This is a genomic window from Streptomyces sp. Y1, from assembly GCF_041053115.1.
Taxonomy (GTDB): domain Bacteria; phylum Actinomycetota; class Actinomycetes; order Streptomycetales; family Streptomycetaceae; genus Kitasatospora; species Kitasatospora rubellomurina.
In genome coordinates this window covers 1,119,360-1,133,943 of the sequence record NZ_CP163445.1, presented here as the reverse complement: position 1 = coordinate 1,133,943, position 14,584 = coordinate 1,119,360, and the positions used below count along the sequence as shown (strand labels likewise).

Genomic DNA, 14,584 nt, shown 5'->3' with positions numbered 1-14,584 from the left:
GCCCCCGGCCGGACCGGAATCGGGTGGCCGCGCCGCGGCCGCAGTGAGGAGCAGGCCATGGCCACCAGCGTGCGGCACGAACCGCTCGCCCCCTCCGGCGCGGGCGCGGCGATCGGGCGCTGGACGCTCACCGCCGGCCGGTACCGGGCCGGCGTGCTCACCCTCGGCGCCACCCTGCACACCCTGGAGGCGCCGGACCGGGCCGGCCGCAGCGCCCAAGTGCTGCTGGCGACGGACGAGTTGGCCCAGATCCTCGGCCCGGCCCGGCACTACGGCACGGTGGTCGGCCGGTACGCGAACCGGATCGACGGCTCCACCGTCACCATCGACGGCGAGGAGCACCCGCTGGCGCCCACCGGCGGCGGGCTCACCATCCACGGCGGCCCGGACGGCTTCGCGAGCCGGATCTGGACGGCCGAGGAGGTCGAGGGCGGGGTGCGGCTGCGGCTGCACAGCCCGGACGGCGACCAGGGCTTCCCGGGCGCGCTGGACGTCACCGTCACCTACACCCTGGACGCGGACGGCGAGCTGGTGATCGCCTACCGCGCCGCGACCAGCCGGCCGACCGTCGTCAACCTGACCAACCACGCCTACGTCAACCTCTCGGGTGAGGGTTCGGGCGACGTCCTCGGCCACCTGCTCACCCTGGACGCGGACGGCTACACCCCGGCCGACGAGCGACAGGTCCCGTACGGGCGGATCGAGCCGGTGGCCGGCACGCCGTTCGACTTCACCACGGCCACCCCGATCGGCAAGTCGGTGCACGACGACCACCCGCAGCTGGCCGGGCCGGGCGGCTACGACCACAACTGGGTGCTGCGGCCCCGGCCGGCGGACGGCGCCCCGGCGCGGGCGGCGCTGCTGGAGGACCCGGTCAGCGGCCGCACCCTCGAGGTGCTGACCACCGAGCCGGGCATCCAGGTCTACACGGCGAACAAGTTCCAGGGCGCGGTCACCGGCGCGAGCGGCGTCCCGTACGGGCCGTTCGCCGGGATCGCGCTGGAGACCCAGCACTTCCCGGACTCCCCGCACCACCCCTCCTTCCCGAGCACCGCGCTGCGGCCGGGCGAGGAGTTCCGCTCGACCACGGTGCTGCGGTTCGGGATCAGCTAGCGGGCAGGTCCCGGCGCATGCAGATCCGGGGCCACCGGTCCAGGCCGTGTGCGGCCTCCTGCCGGCGGATCTCGCGCAGGCCGGGGGTGAGCTCGTGGTCGGCCAGCGGGCGGAAGCCGAGCCGGGCGTAGTAGGGGGCGTTCCAGGGGACGTCGGCGAAGGTGGTCAGGGTGAGCGCCGGGGCGTCGGTGGTCGCGGCGAGGTGCTCGATCAGTGCCCGGCCGATGCCCCGCCGGGCGTACGCGGGGTGCACGGACACCTGCTCGACGTGCAGCGCGCCGTCCACCGGCTCGGCGAGCAGGTAGCCGGCGACGGTGCCGTCCACCTCGGCGGCCAGGGCGGTGCCGTGGTCCAGGTAGTGGGCGAGTTCGTCCGGGGCGGGCGGTTCGTCGTCGGCGATCTCCTGCATGCCGATGGCGGCGAAGGGCGCTCCGGCGGCCCGTTCCAGTGCGGTCAGCAGGGGGAGTTCGCCTCGGGTGACGGCTCTGATGCGCATGCGTCCAGTCTGCTGCAGGCGGCTTCCGGCCACGCACGGTGGTCCCGTCGGCCACGGGCGAGTGGGGCGAATCGGACGAATCGGGATGTTCGGCGCGACGGTCAACTACCGTGCGGCTACGTCCAGGACACGCGGCTGTAACGATCGCCGTTTCTTGCAGAAACTTGCTGCAAGGACTTTCCGTCGATCTTTCACCGCTGTTAACTTCCTTCCCGAGCCCGACGGCAGCAACGGTGCGGTCGGACGAGGCAGCCATTATGCGCCTGTCTTCTTACATCTCGGGCACCCCCACCCTCCAAGGAGTTCTCATGCGGCGTGGCATCGCGGCCTCTGCCCTCGTTGTGGCCCTCGCGGTCTCGATGGCTGCCTGTGGCAGCAGCGGCTCCAGCTCCGACGGCAAGGCCGACGGGCCGGTCACCCTCACGTACTGGGACACCTCGAACGCCACCAACGAGGCGCCGAACTACCAGGAACTGGTCAAGAAGTTCGAGGCCGCCAACCCGAACATCAAGGTGGACTTCGTCAACGTCCCCTTCGACCAGGCGCAGAACAAGCTCCAGACCGCCATGGGGGCCAAGGGCGCTCCGGACGTGTTCCGCTCCGAGGTCGGCTGGACCGCCGCCTTCGCCAAGGCCGGCTTCCTGGAGCCGCTGGACGGCACCCCGGCCGCCGCCGACACCTCCGCCTTCCAGCCCAGCCTGATCCAGCAGGCCCAGTACGCGGGCAAGCTGTACGGCGTGCCGCTGGTCACCGACACCCTCGGCCTGATGTACAACAAGGAGCTCTTCGCCAAGGCCGGCATCACCGCGGCGCCGAAGACCTGGGACGAGCTCAAGACCGACGCCGCCGCCATCAAGGACAAGGCCGGCGTGGACGGCTTCTGGCTGAAGGCCGCGGACGGCTACTACGCGATGCCGTTCCTGTTCGGCGAGGGCACCGACACCGTCGACGCCGCCAACAAGAAGATCACCGTCACCTCGCCGGAGGCCGTCAAGGCCGTCGAGACGTACAAGTCGATGTTCACCTCGCCCGGCACCGCCAAGGCCGACGTCACCACCGACGCCTACGCGCACATGATGGACGCCTTCAACAGCGGCAAGGTCGCGGCGATCATCCAGGGCCCCTGGGAGATCACCAACGTCTACAAGGGGTCCGCCTTCGCCGACAAGAAGAACCTCGGCATCGCCGCCGTCCCCGGCGGCTCCGCCGGCAAGTCCGGCGCCCCCACCGGCGGCCACAACATCTCCGTCTACGCCGGCTCCGACAAGGCCCACAAGGCCGCCGCCGAGAAGTTCGCCGCCTTCATGACCTCGGCCGAGAGCCAGGCCTTCATCGCGCAGAAGAACTCCACCCTGCCGACCCGCTCCGACGCCTACACCGCGGACGTCAAGGCCGACCCGGGCATCGCCGGCTTCCAGGCCATCCTCCCCAGCGCCAAGCCGCGCCCCGAACTGCCCGAGTACAGCTCGCTGTTCGCCTCGCTCGGCGAGAACCTCGGCAAGTCCCTCCAGGGCACCAGCACCCAGGACGCGCTGAACACCGTCTCCACCGACTACGCCAAGCTCCTGCCGGGCTTCGCCAAGTAGTCCCCCGCGCCCGGCCCGCCGACGAACGGCGGGCCGGGCCGTCGGCACACCCGAGGCCGCCTGCTTCCCCAAGAATCCCCGAGAAGGTGCAAACGATGTCAGTCGCCGTGCAGGGCGCCACCGGCAAGGGCAGCCGGGAGCGCGACCAGCGTCCGGGCCCGTGGGAACGCCTCAAGCGCTCCTACGCCAAGCACTGGTACGCCTACGCGATGATCGCCCCGGTCGTGCTCGTGCTCGGCGTGCTGGTGCTCTACCCGCTCGCCGAGGGCATCTGGCTGACCCTCACCGACGCCAACAGCCTCAACATCGCGCGCAAGATCGGCGTCAACGAGATCCCGGCCAGCTACCAGTACATCGGCTTCCACAACTACGCCGACATCCTCTGGGGCCCCGGCTCGTACGACCGCTTCTGGTCCCACTTCGTGTGGACCATCGCCTGGACGGGCACCTGCGTCGCCCTGCACTACACCCTCGGCCTCGGCCTCGCCGTCCTGCTCAACAAGAAGCTGCGCGGGCGGGCCGGCTACCGGATGCTGCTCATCCTCCCGTGGGCCGTCCCGACCTTCGTCACCGTCTTCTCCTGGCGCCTGATGCTCTCCGACGGCGGCGTGATCAACAGCGCGCTCGGCGCCCTCCACCTGCCCGAGCCCGGCTGGCTCACCGACCCGTGGGCCCAGAAGGCGGCCGCGATCCTGGTCAACACCTGGGCCGGCGTGCCGTTCATGATGATCTCGCTGCTCGGCGGCCTGCAGTCGATCCCGGCCGAGCTCTACGAGGCCGCCGAGATGGACGGCGCCACCCGCTGGCAGCAGTTCCGCCACATCACCCTGCCCGGGCTGCGCAGCGTCTCCTCGACCGTCGTGCTGCTCGGCGTGATCTGGACGTTCAACCAGTTCAACGTCATCTACCTGCTGTTCGGCAAGGGCGCCCCCGACGCGCAGCTGCTGGTCACCTGGGCCTACCGCCTCGGCTTCGGCCAGATCCCCGCGGACTACGCGCAGTCCGCCGCGTACGGCGTCATCCTGCTGTCCATCCTGATCGTCTTCACCGCCTTCTACCGGCGCTGGCTCGCCCGCAACGAGCAGGCCAACGGCTAGCAGGCCCTCGGCCACGCGCCGACGGCCCAGCCCCCGGACCCAGTCGACCCCCGAAGGCAGGTAACCCCCGATGACCACCACCACCGAACGCCCCGCCCCCGCGGCGGCCGCGGCGCCGGCCGCCCGGCCCGCCAAGTTCCGCCCGCGCGGCGAGAGCAGCCCGCTGTCGAAGGCGCTGTCCCACGGCGTCCTGATCCTGGCCAGCCTGATCGCGCTGTTCCCGATCGGGTGGATCCTCTTCGTCTCGCTCGGCCCGGACAAGACGGACTACCTCCACCCCGGCCAGATCCTCGACAAGCTCACGCTGTCGAACTACCAGCACGTGCTCGGCGACACCGACTTCTTCACCTGGTTCGGCAACGCCCTGCTGGTCTCCGGCATCACCACCGTGTTCGGCGTGCTGCTCGCCGCCACCACCGGCTACGCCGTCTCCCGGATGAAGTTCCCCGGGCACAAGCCGCTGATGTGGTCGCTGCTGGTCACCCAGATGTTCCCGATCGCGGTGCTCATCGTGCCGATGTACACCATGCTCTCCGAGCTCAACCTGCTGGACAGCTACACCGGCCTGATCCTGGTCTACTCGACCACCACCGTGCCGTACTGCGCCTGGCTGCTGAAGGGCTACTTCGACACCATCCCGGTGGAGATCGACGAGGCCGGCCGGGTCGACGGGCTCAGCCCGTTCGGCACCTTCTGGCGGCTGGTGCTGCCGCTCGCCCGTCCGGGCCTGGCGGTCGCCGCGTTCTACTCCTTCCTCACCTACTGGGCCGAGGTGCCGTTCGCCTCCACCTTCATGCTCAGCTCCGACAAGTACACGCTGGCCGTCGGCCTGCAGACCTTCGTCAGCGAGCACGACGCCCAGTGGAACCTGATGGCCGCCACGGCCGTGCTGATCGCCATCCCGTCCGCGGCCTTCTTCTACCTGGTGCAGCGCCACCTGGTCACCGGCCTGACCGCCGGTGCCTCCAAGTCCTGACGCTCCCGCCGTACTTCCAGCGCTCCCCACTAGTCCCCAAGGGATACCGTCCATGACCCAGAACCTGGCCGACACCTCCCGGCCCGCCGCCGACGCCACCGCTCACGAGGCGACCGTCAGCGCGTCCAGAGGCTGGTGGCGGGACGCGGTCATCTACCAGGTGTACCCGCGCAGCTTCGCCGACTCCAACGGCGACGGCATGGGCGACCTGCCCGGCATCCGCAGCCGCCTGCCCTACCTGCGCGACCTCGGCGTGGACGCCGTCTGGCTCTCGCCGTTCTACGCCTCGCCGCAGGCGGACGCCGGCTACGACGTCGCCGACTACCGCGCCGTGGACCCGATGTTCGGCGACCTGACCGACGCCGACGCGCTCATCCGGGACGCCCACCGGCTCGGCCTGCGGGTCATCGTCGACCTCGTCCCCAACCACTCCTCCGACCGGCACGAGTGGTTCCAGCGCGCCCTGCGCGAGGGCCCCGACTCCCCGCTGCGCGAGCGCTACCACTTCCGCCCCGGCAAGGGGGTGAGCGGTGAACTCCCGCCCAACGACTGGGAGTCCATCTTCGGCGGCCCGGCCTGGACCCGCACCGAGAACCCGGACGGCACCCCCGGCGACTGGTACCTGCACCTGTTCGCCCCCGAGCAGCCCGACTTCAACTGGGACAGCCCGGCCGTCGCCGACGAGTTCCGCTCGATCCTGCGGTTCTGGCTCGACATGGGCGTGGACGGCTTCCGCATCGACGTCGCCCACGGCCTCGTCAAGGCCCCCGGCCTGCCCGACATCGGCGGCGCCGACCAGCTCAAGCTGCTCGGCAACGACGTCATGCCCTTCTTCGACCAGGACGGCGTGCACGAGATCTACCGCAGCTGGCGCGCGATCCTCGACGAGTACCCGGGCCAGCGGATCGGCGTCGCCGAGGCCTGGACCCCGACCGTCCAGCGCACCGCCAACTACGTCCGCCCCGACGAGCTGCACCAGGCCTTCAACTTCCAGTACCTGGGCACCGACTGGGACGCCGCCGCGCTGCGCGAGGTGATCGACCTGTCGCTCGACTCGATGCGCCCGGTCGACGCCCCCACCACCTGGGTGCTGTCCAACCACGACGTCACCCGGCACGCCACCCGCTTCGCCAACGAGCCCGGCCTCGGCACCCAGATCCGCACCCCCGGCGACCGTTCGCTGGGTCTGCGCAGGGCGCGCGCCGCCACCCTGCTGATGCTCGCGCTGCCCGGCTCCGCGTACGTCTACCAGGGCGAGGAGCTCGGCCTGCCGGACGTCACCGACCTGCCGGACGAGGTCCGCCAGGACCCGTCGTTCTTCCGCCAGGCCGGGCAGGACGGCTACCGCGACGGCTGCCGCGTCCCGATCCCGTGGTCCGGCACCGAGGCCCCGTACGGCTTCGGACCGGTCGCGGGCGGGCCGTCCTGGCTGCCGCAGCCGGCCGAGTGGGCCGAGCTCAGCGTCGAGGCGCAGACCGGCGACCCGACCTCCACCCTGGAGCTCTACCGCAGCGCGCTGGCCGTGCGCCGCGCGCAGCCCGACCTCGGCGCCGGCACCGACGTCGAGTGGCTCGACGCCCCCGAGGGCACCCTCGCCTTCCGCCGCGGATCCTTCGTCTGCACGGTCAACGCCACCGGCCAGCCGGTGCGGATACCGGCCCCCGGCCGACTGCTGCTCGGCTCGGCCGACCTCGTGGTGGACGGCGGCGAGACGGTGCTCGCCCCGGACAGCACCGGCTGGTGGGCGGTCTGACGTGGGTGCAATAGGCTCTGGGCCCGTGACTACGGCGCGACTCTCAGACATCGCGGCGCAGGCGGGGGTCAGCGAAGCCACCGTCTCCCGCGTGCTCAACGGCAAGGCGAACGTCTCCGCCGCCACCCGGCAGACCGTGCTGGCGGCGCTCGACGTGCTCGGCTACGAGCGGCCGACCCGGCTGCGCCAGCGCAGCGCCGGGCTGATCGGGCTGATCACGCCGGAGCTCAGCAACCCGATCTTCCCGGCGCTGGCGCAGGTGATCGAGCAGGTGCTGAGCCGGCACGGCTACACGCCGGTGCTCTGCACCCAGACGCCGGGCGGCTCCACCGAGGACGAACTGGTCGAGATGCTGGTCGACCGGGGCGTGGCGGGCATCGTGTTCGTCTCCGGACTGCACGCCGACACCACCGCCGACCACGACCGCTACGCCCGCCTCGCCGGGCGCGGGGTGCCGTTCGTGCTGATCAACGGCTACAGCGAGCGGATCGACGCGCCGTTCATCTCGCCGGACGACCGGGCCGCGATGTGGATGGCCGTCCAGCACCTGGCCGAACTCGGCCACGAGCGGATCGGGTTGGCGGTCGGGCAGAAGCGGTACGTGCCGGTGCTGCGCAAGATCGAGGGCTTCACGGCCGCGCTGCGTGAGGTGCTGGGGCTCGCCCCGGAGGAGGCCGAAGGGCTCGTCCACCACACGCTGTTCAGCGTGGAGGGCGGGCACGCGGCGGCCGGCGCGCTGCTCGACAAGGGCTGCACGGCGATCGTCTGCGGCAGCGACATGATGGCGCTCGGGGCGATCCGGGCGGTGCGCCAGCGCGGGCTGTCGGTACCGCACGACGTGTCGGTGGTCGGCTTCGACGACTCGCCGCTGATCGCCTTCACCGAGCCGCCGTTGACCACGATCCGCCAGCCGGTCGAGGCGATGGCCACGGCGGCGGTGGACGCTCTGCTGGAGGAGGTCGGCTCGAACACGGGCCAGCGCGGGGAGTTCATGTTCCAGCCGGAGCTGGTGATGCGCGGGTCCACCGGGGCCCGGACACGCTGACGGCGGCGACGAGGTCCAACTGACGGGCCCCGGAGAGCGGTTGCTCTCCGGGGCCCGTCGTCGTGCGCGGCGGCTCGCGCCCTCCCGGTCCAGCCCTGCCGGCTCAGCGCTCCCGGCTCAGCCCTCCTGTGCGGGCGGACGGTCCATGGTGAGCCGGTGGGCGTCCGCGGCGTCGCCGGTGCGCAACTCGGTGCGCCGGCCGCGGGCCAGGTAGTCGCGCAGGACCAGCTCGACGGCGTCCTGCGGGTTCTTCGTTCCGGCGAGCATCATCACGTCGATCGCGAGGTTCGCGTCGATGGTGACGGTGACCTGGGCCATGGTGCCTCCTCCTCGGGTGCAGAGCAGCAGCATGCCCGTTGGGGCTCCGATCCACCACAGCGGTGATCACCGCGGCACCGGAACGCGCCACGACCCCCGGGGAGGAGCGGGCAGGCTCTCCCCGGGGGCCGTGGCGTCGAACAGCTGACAGATGATGAAAGTTGAAAGCTGTTATCTGTTATCTGTTCGCCGTCGGTGGTCGGTCGTCAGCTGACCGGCAGTCGGCAGTCGGCAGTCGGCCGTCAGCCTCAGACGCGGCCGGCGAAGTCCGGCGCCCAGTTGGCGACGGTCTGCAGGCGCACGCCCACGCTCGGGTTGGCGGCCTCGACGTACTGGCCGCCGCCGATGTAGATCGCGACGTGGTAGACGCCCGAGTCCTGGCCGTTGTTGGACCAGAACAGCAGGTCGCCCGGCTGCAGGCTGTCCAGCGAGACGTGGGTGCTGGCGGCGGCCTGGTCGGCGGCGACGCGCGGGACGGAGATGCCCGCGGCGCGCAGCGCGGCCTGGGTCAGGCCGGAGCAGTCCCAGCCGCCGTTGCCGGTGCCGCCGTAGACGTAGGCCTGGCCGACCTGCGCCTTGGCGAAGGAGATCGCGGCGGCCATGCTGCCGGTGGCGGCCGGGGCCTGGGTCTGCGCCGGGGCGGCGGGCTTGGCGGCCTGGGCGGTCTGCTTGGGCGCGGTCTGCTCCTGAGCGGTCGGCTTGGCGTTCACGGCACCGCCGTTGGCGGCCTGGCCGGACTGCTGCGAGCGGTTGAACCAGCTGAAGTCCGAGCCGGACTTGTCGGTGGAGGACTGGCCCGCCGGGGCGGCGGCCTCGTCGCCGAAGGTCAGGTGCTGGCCCGGGTAGATGGTGTCCGGGCCCGCGGTCAGGGTGGCGCGGTTCAGGTCGTACAGGTGCTGCCAGCCGCCCTGGACGTTGTGCTTGGCGGCGATCGAGGACAGCCAGTCGCCGTCGACGACGGTGTAGTCGCTGCCGTGGGCCTGGGTCTGGCCCTTCTGCGCCCAGTCGCCCTTGGCCCAGTCGCTCTTGGCGGAGCCGCTCTTGGCGGAGTCGGCGGCGGCCTGGTCCTGCGCGGCCGCGGCCGGCTTGGCGGCCGGGGCGGCCGGGGCGGGCTTGGCAGCCGGCTTGGCGGCGGTGCCGGCCGAGGTGTCGACGGCGGCCGGGGTGCCGCTCTTGGTCAGGCCGGCCTGGACGGAGCAGACGGGCCAGGCGCCGGGGCCCTGCGAGGCGAGGACCTTCTCGGCGACGGCGATCTGCTGGTCCTTGGTGGCCTGGTTGGCCTGCGGGGCGTAGGCGGTGCCGCCGAAGGCGGCCCAGGTGCTGGAGGTGAACTGCAGGCCGCCGTAGAAGCCGTTGCCGGTGTTGATGCTCCAGTCGCCGCTGCTCTCGCACTGGGCGACCTTGTCCCAGGTGGCGACGGACGCGGCGGAGGCGGTGCCGGTGGTGAGGCAGGGGATGGTGAGGCCGATGCCGGCGACGCCGAGGGCGGCGATCACGCGACGGGTGCGGCTGGACAGGCGGGTGCCGTTGGTGGGCAGCATGAAGACGCGGTCCTCTCCCACGCCTGCGAGGTGAGCTGTCGGATTCGGGCTGGAGTTGCCCGGCCGCGCGGTGAGCGCGGCTTCACCCCTAGCCCAGAACCGTTCCGGGGAACGGTCCGGGGCGACTTACCTGTGGGTCCCCCGCTCCTGCCGTGGTGCGTTTTCGCGCTGCCAGGACATCCGACGGCAGGACTCGGCGTTGCGGATGAACTGGGTCCGTGTGGTCACGAACGGGGAGCACGTTAAGCAGAATTAAGGGAAATCCGCAAACAGTGTGATGCGCATCACGGTTTAGCGAAAACCGCCGAATGGCCGGTAATTCAAGATCCGAAATGATCGTTTTCCGGCAATTCGGCCTCGGGTTTCGATAATTGGCACTGCCTCAGAAAGCGCGTGACGGGGCGTCGGAATGCGCCGGCGCGCGCGGATGTGTGGCGGAAGCCGTGGGGGAGCGGTCGAAAACCGGGCGCCGAGGCATTCATCCATAAAGCGCTCAGAACGGACATAACACTTCATTGCCCGAATGACTCGCCGCCCGCGCGGGAAGCCGAAGGAAGCCCGCACGAAGCCGGCAGGAAGCCCACGGGAAGCCGGCGGGAAGCCGAAAGGGCCCGGAACGCGAACGTTCCGGGCCCTCGGCGCACGACGGTCGTGCGGGTTCTACCGGCAGTGCGGGCAGGTGCGGACGGGCGGGGCCCGTCAGGCCTCCACGGGCCCCTGGGCGGCCGCGTGGGCGCCGCGGGAGCCCTCCCCGGCCTCGGCGGCGGCAGCGGCCTCGGCCCGGGCGAGCTCCTCCGGCGACGGCGCGGGCAGCGCGGCCAGGTAGGTGGACGCGATCAGCTGCGCCACCGCCGGGTACGCGCCGAGCGGCGCCGCGGACGGGCAGCCGGTCTCCTCGGCGGCCGTGGCGAGCAGCTCGGAGTCGGCCTCGGGGCCGATCACCAGCGGGGCCAGCGCCGGGCGCAGCGAGCCGGTCTCCTTGAGGTGGTCGACGGCCGCGGCCACCGAGCCGGGCACGTCGAGCGCGGCGGCGACGACCGGGACGGCCAGCCGGGCGGCGAGCAGCACGCCGGTGATGCCGGCCGCGGCGGCCGCGTCCTCGCCGCCCGCGGTGGTGAGGACGACGCCGTCCGCGGCGGTGGCGATGGCGAACAGCCGGGCGCGGTCGGCGCGGGCCAGTCCGGCCTCGGACAGCCGCACGTGCACGCCCTCGGCGAGCAGCGGGTGCGGGCCGAGCGCGTCCGTGACGGTCGCGCCGTACTCGGCGGCGAGGGCGTGAAGCCCGGTCAGGAAGTCGTGCGGACCGGAGACCAGCGGCACCACGACGGGCGCCGGCAGGCCGGCCTCGGCGGTCGCGGCCAGGAGTTCGGCGAGGGTGCGGTCCTCGCCGCCCTCGCCCTCGGCGCCGTCACCGGCGAGGTAGCCGGCCGCGGCCTGGACGCCGTTCTGCTCGCTGCGGACGATCGACAGCAGTTCCTCGACGACCGAGCGGGACTCGGGCCCGGCGGTCGCGGGCACGGCCAGCACCAGCGCCGGGGCTCCGGTCGGAATCTCGGGGCGCTCGGGACGGCGATGGCGCCCCCGCGCACGGGAGCCTGGAGTGCGGACGGGCAGTGGCGCGCCCGGAATGGCTGCGGTGCTCATGCCGGAGATCGTAGGACATCGCCCCGTCAGGCCTGCAGTCGGCTGCCGGACGGGTTTCGCGTGCGCCCGGTGCCGAGCTCGTGCGCCACCCCCGGCGGGTTCGGGAGTTTTCCTGGCAATCCGGACGAAACCGTCCCCAGTCCCTCGGCCCCGGGTCGTAGCCGGCCGGAGGGTGATGACGCGGCGCGAGGGGCCCGGCGTTGCAGCCGTGGCGAGTGAGATGTCTCACAGGCCCGGACGGGTTTGACGGAGGGTCACGGGGGTGCGACTCCCGGCATTCGAAGATCAACATTCAGCGGAGAGCCGCTCACGGCCGGTCATCGGGACGCTGTCGATTCAGTGGAGTTTGTCCGTTTACATACCGTCAGGAGAAGGGTCCGTGAAGAGTTCGGGGCATCGGATGAAAGCGTCCTGCACCTGCAACGTCCCGTGCTGATGCACGTGCACTACAGCTATCATCACGTCAAGTGAGGCGTTGTACCGGGCCGGTACGGGGCCGGTCCGATCGTTCGGTGGGTGCCGGGGGTGCCGCGCCGGACGACAACTCCGGATCTCTTCGGGAGATTTCTATGCACGACTCGCAGGACTCGCAGCACACGCACGGCTCGTGCCGTCCCTTCAACGGGATCGCCGCCACCGACCTCACGGGGGTCGTCTGGCAGAAGAGCCGGCACAGCAACTCCCAGGGCAACTGCGTCGAGTTCGCGGCCCTGCCGGGCGGCGACGTGGCGATGCGCAACTCGCGCTTCCCGGACGGCCCGGCGCTCATCTACACCCGGGCCGAGATCGCCGCCCTGCTGCTGGGGGCCAAGGACGGGGAGTTCGACCACCTGGCGGTCTGACGGGGGGCCGCTTCGCCATCGGGGGGCCGTCGTGGGTGCTGACACCACGACGGCCTTTGTCTTGTCCGGAGCCGGTGCTCCGGCGCCCCTTCGTCCGGGGGCGGGTCCTGCGGGGTCCGGTAACACGGCCGGGGCGTGGGAGGGGCCCGGCCGGTGTGCCGCACCGCCCCGCGCGGGCGCTCCCGCCGGCCGTCCGGGCGCAGGGGCCCGCCGGCTCCCGGGGTGTGGTCCTCCCGGGGCCTCGCTCGACGCCGTCCGCGCTGCGCCCGGCACTAGGCGGAGCGTCGGTGCCGTCCGCCGGCTTCGGAGCCGACCGCGGGCTCCGCTTCGAACATCGCCCAGACCACCTTGCCGCTGCCCAGCGGGTGCCAGCCCCAGGAGCGGCTGAACGACTCCACCAGGTGCAGCCCGCGGCCGGACTCCGCGACGAAGTCGGCCTCCCGGGCCACCGGCCCCAGACAGCTCGGATCGCTGACCGCGCACACCACCTGCGGGGCGCGGTGCACGAGGCTTATTCGGATCGGCAGCCGGCCCTCGGGGGTCGGCTGTGTGGGAAAGTCGTACTCGCCCTGGGCGCCGCCCGCCGGGTCGGGCCGTGCGCCGATCGCATGCCGGAGCGCGTTGGTGACCAGCTCCGAGGCGACCAGCGCGACGTCGTCGAACAGCTCGGTCAGGTCCCAGCGCTCGAGCGCGGTGCGGACGAAGTCGCGTGCGGTTCTGACGGATTCGAAGCGAGGAGCGAGCGTACAGGTGACCACATGGGGGTCAACCGCCAAAGCCGTACCGGTGCTCATGAAGAGCTCCTCCCATAAGGGGGCGGACACGGCTGGACCCGCCGGGGTCATGCCGGTCACCTCCGACTCGCTCGGCCGCACGGCCGCCCCTCGACCAGGCGCGCGCGCACCCGGACACCCGCCTGCGTGGGGGACGCCGACGGGTGGGTGCACGGAGTCGCGCGTGGGGTCGACGCGGAGCCCGCGGGATTGCCAGGGATGTGCAGGTGCACGTGCACCATGGTGGTGTGCGCTCACTGCAGATGCAAGAGTCGATTCACGTGCAGTCGCACTATTGGCATATGCAAGCGCCGGATGCACGTGCATCCTGGTGTGCGGAGTGCAGAACTGATAGGAACATCCGTCAGTATCGGCACCGTGAGCGCTCAACTGATGGCAGACTGTGCGCTGTTTGCCCTAGGTGGAGGTTTCGACCGCATGACCACAGTTCAGCCGGGCGGCGGCTCGATGGTCCGCCGAATCCTCCTCGGCTCGCAGTTGCGCAGGCTGCGCGAGAATCGCGGCATCACCCGCGAGGACGCGGGCTACGCGATCCGCGCGTCCGAGTCCAAGATCAGCCGGATGGAACTCGGCCGCGTCAGCTTCAAGGAGCGCGACGTCGCCGACCTGCTCAGCCTCTACGGCGTGGACGACGGCGGCGAGCGGGAGGCCCTGCTCGGCCTCGTCCGCGAGGCCAACAAGTCCGGCTGGTGGCACAGCTTCAACGACGTGCTGCCGGGCTGGTTCCAGACCTACGTCGGTCTGGAGGAGGCCGCCCAGCTGATCCGCACCTACGAGGTGCAGTTCATCCCCGGGCTGCTGCAGTGCGAGGAGTACGCGCGGGCGGTTTTCGGCCAGAGTCGGCCGGCCCTGTGCGACGACGAGATCGAGCGGCGGGTCAGCCTCCGGATGCGCCGCCAGAAGCTGCTGACCGAGGGCGCCAGCCCGCGGCTGTGGGCCGTGATCGACGAGGCGGCGCTGCGCCGCCCGGTCGGCGGGCCGAAGGTGATGCGCAGTCAGGTGCAGTACCTGATCGACGTCGCCGAGCAGGCCAACGTGGTCATCCAGGTCATGCCGTTCCGGTTCGGCGCGCACGCGGGCGAGTCCGGGGCGTTCAGCATCCTGCGCTTCCCCGAACAGGACCTCGCCGACGTCGTCTACCTGGAGCAGCTGACCAGCGCGCTCTACCTGGACAAGCGGGACGACGTCGACGCCTACGTCCAGGTGATGGAACGGCTCTGCGTGGACAGCCTCACGCCGGAGCGGACCATAGACCTGCTCGCCTCGATACTGAAGGAGCGCTGAACCGGAGGGCCGTCGAGCCGGAGGGTCGCCGGACCTCCCTCGCGACACAGTGCCTTCGCGGCACCGCCCTTCGCGGCACCGCCCTTCGTGACACC

13 protein-coding genes and 1 riboswitch are annotated in these 14,584 nt (G+C 71.6%); of the genes, 8 read left to right on the top strand and 5 right to left on the bottom strand.

Annotated elements, in window-relative coordinates:
* Positions 1–57 precede the first annotated feature (57 nt).
* Positions 58–1,113, top strand: a complete 1,056-nt coding sequence (locus tag AB2U05_RS04745; protein ID WP_369182503.1) for an aldose epimerase family protein — start codon at positions 58–60, stop codon at positions 1,111–1,113.
* Here the strand turns inward: AB2U05_RS04745 and AB2U05_RS04740 are convergent.
* Complete coding sequence (locus AB2U05_RS04740; RefSeq protein ID WP_045700079.1) at positions 1,106–1,609, bottom strand: GNAT family N-acetyltransferase; 504 nt, start codon at positions 1,607–1,609, stop codon at positions 1,106–1,108. The two genes, AB2U05_RS04745 and AB2U05_RS04740, sit on opposite strands and share 8 nt — an antisense overlap.
* Positions 1,610–1,917: 308 nt before the next feature.
* On the opposite strand from AB2U05_RS04740, the gene AB2U05_RS04735 reads away from it, so the two are divergent.
* The 5 genes from AB2U05_RS04735 (at position 1,918) to AB2U05_RS04715 (ending at position 8,066) form a co-directional block, all read left to right on the top strand.
* On the top strand, positions 1,918–3,195 hold the full coding sequence (locus tag AB2U05_RS04735; RefSeq protein ID WP_045700080.1) for an extracellular solute-binding protein: 1,278 nt from the start codon (positions 1,918–1,920) through the stop codon (positions 3,193–3,195).
* A 95-nt stretch (positions 3,196–3,290) separates the two neighbouring features.
* The gene (locus AB2U05_RS04730; RefSeq protein WP_045710003.1) at positions 3,291–4,292 is read left to right on the top strand and encodes a carbohydrate ABC transporter permease; all 1,002 of its coding nucleotides are present in this window, start codon (positions 3,291–3,293) and stop codon (positions 4,290–4,292) included.
* 70 nt (positions 4,293–4,362) lie between these two features.
* Entirely contained in the window at positions 4,363–5,268 is a 906-nt protein-coding gene (locus AB2U05_RS04725; RefSeq protein ID WP_045700082.1) for a sugar ABC transporter permease, read from the top strand.
* A 52-nt stretch (positions 5,269–5,320) separates the two neighbouring features.
* Positions 5,321–7,021, top strand: coding sequence for a glycoside hydrolase family 13 protein (locus tag AB2U05_RS04720; RefSeq protein ID WP_369182502.1), 1,701 nt, complete (start codon positions 5,321–5,323; stop codon positions 7,019–7,021).
* A gap of 25 nt (positions 7,022–7,046) precedes the next feature.
* Positions 7,047–8,066, top strand: a complete 1,020-nt coding sequence (locus AB2U05_RS04715; RefSeq protein ID WP_208615520.1) for a LacI family DNA-binding transcriptional regulator — start codon at positions 7,047–7,049, stop codon at positions 8,064–8,066.
* 117 nt (positions 8,067–8,183) lie between these two features.
* On the opposite strand, the gene AB2U05_RS04710 is transcribed toward AB2U05_RS04715, so the two are convergent.
* The 3 genes from AB2U05_RS04710 to AB2U05_RS04700 all read right to left on the bottom strand — a co-directional run bounded on the left by AB2U05_RS04710 (position 8,184) and on the right by AB2U05_RS04700 (position 11,569).
* The gene (locus AB2U05_RS04710; protein ID WP_369182501.1) at positions 8,184–8,384 is read right to left on the bottom strand and encodes a hypothetical protein; all 201 of its coding nucleotides are present in this window, start codon (positions 8,382–8,384) and stop codon (positions 8,184–8,186) included.
* 248 nt (positions 8,385–8,632) lie between these two features.
* Positions 8,633–9,946: a transglycosylase family protein gene (locus AB2U05_RS04705; protein ID WP_369182500.1), complete on the bottom strand. Its 1,314-nt coding sequence runs from the start codon at positions 9,944–9,946 to the stop codon at positions 8,633–8,635.
* A riboswitch (cyclic di-AMP (ydaO/yuaA leader) is annotated at positions 9,933–10,134 on the bottom strand. Its footprint overlaps the gene before it by 14 nt.
* A gap of 490 nt (positions 10,135–10,624) precedes the next feature.
* Complete coding sequence (locus AB2U05_RS04700; RefSeq protein WP_244178917.1) at positions 10,625–11,569, bottom strand: hypothetical protein; 945 nt, start codon at positions 11,567–11,569, stop codon at positions 10,625–10,627.
* A gap of 569 nt (positions 11,570–12,138) precedes the next feature.
* On the opposite strand from AB2U05_RS04700, the gene AB2U05_RS04695 reads away from it, so the two are divergent.
* The gene (locus tag AB2U05_RS04695; RefSeq protein ID WP_045700086.1) at positions 12,139–12,411 is read left to right on the top strand and encodes a DUF397 domain-containing protein; all 273 of its coding nucleotides are present in this window, start codon (positions 12,139–12,141) and stop codon (positions 12,409–12,411) included.
* 272 nt (positions 12,412–12,683) lie between these two features.
* On the opposite strand, the gene AB2U05_RS04690 is transcribed toward AB2U05_RS04695, so the two are convergent.
* A complete protein-coding gene (locus AB2U05_RS04690; protein ID WP_045700087.1) occupies positions 12,684–13,205 on the bottom strand; it encodes an ATP-binding protein in 522 nt (173 codons plus the stop codon).
* A 417-nt stretch (positions 13,206–13,622) separates the two neighbouring features.
* On the opposite strand from AB2U05_RS04690, the gene AB2U05_RS04685 reads away from it, so the two are divergent.
* Positions 13,623–14,489, top strand: a complete 867-nt coding sequence (locus tag AB2U05_RS04685; RefSeq protein WP_045700088.1) for a helix-turn-helix transcriptional regulator — start codon at positions 13,623–13,625, stop codon at positions 14,487–14,489.
* Positions 14,490–14,584: the final 95 nt, after the last annotated feature.

Excerpts from the sequence above, each read along its gene's own strand:
- AB2U05_RS04735 (WP_045700080.1), top strand. The coding sequence starts at position 1,918 with ATGCGGCGTGGCATCGCGGCCTCTGCCCTCGTTGTGGCCCTCGCGGTC.
- AB2U05_RS04740 (WP_045700079.1), bottom strand. The coding sequence starts at position 1,609 with ATGCGCATCAGAGCCGTCACCCGAGGCGAACTCCCCCTGCTGACCGCA.
- AB2U05_RS04710 (WP_369182501.1), bottom strand. The coding sequence starts at position 8,384 with ATGGCCCAGGTCACCGTCACCATCGACGCGAACCTCGCGATCGACGTG.
- AB2U05_RS04730 (WP_045710003.1), top strand. The coding sequence starts at position 3,291 with ATGTCAGTCGCCGTGCAGGGCGCCACCGGCAAGGGCAGCCGGGAGCGC.
- AB2U05_RS04745 (WP_369182503.1), top strand. The coding sequence starts at position 58 with ATGGCCACCAGCGTGCGGCACGAACCGCTCGCCCCCTCCGGCGCGGGC.
- AB2U05_RS04685 (WP_045700088.1), top strand. The coding sequence starts at position 13,623 with ATGACCACAGTTCAGCCGGGCGGCGGCTCGATGGTCCGCCGAATCCTC.
- AB2U05_RS04695 (WP_045700086.1), top strand. The coding sequence starts at position 12,139 with ATGCACGACTCGCAGGACTCGCAGCACACGCACGGCTCGTGCCGTCCC.
- AB2U05_RS04725 (WP_045700082.1), top strand. The coding sequence starts at position 4,363 with ATGACCACCACCACCGAACGCCCCGCCCCCGCGGCGGCCGCGGCGCCG.
- AB2U05_RS04690 (WP_045700087.1), bottom strand. The coding sequence starts at position 13,205 with ATGAGCACCGGTACGGCTTTGGCGGTTGACCCCCATGTGGTCACCTGT.
- AB2U05_RS04700 (WP_244178917.1), bottom strand. The coding sequence starts at position 11,569 with ATGAGCACCGCAGCCATTCCGGGCGCGCCACTGCCCGTCCGCACTCCA.
- AB2U05_RS04720 (WP_369182502.1), top strand. The coding sequence starts at position 5,321 with ATGACCCAGAACCTGGCCGACACCTCCCGGCCCGCCGCCGACGCCACC.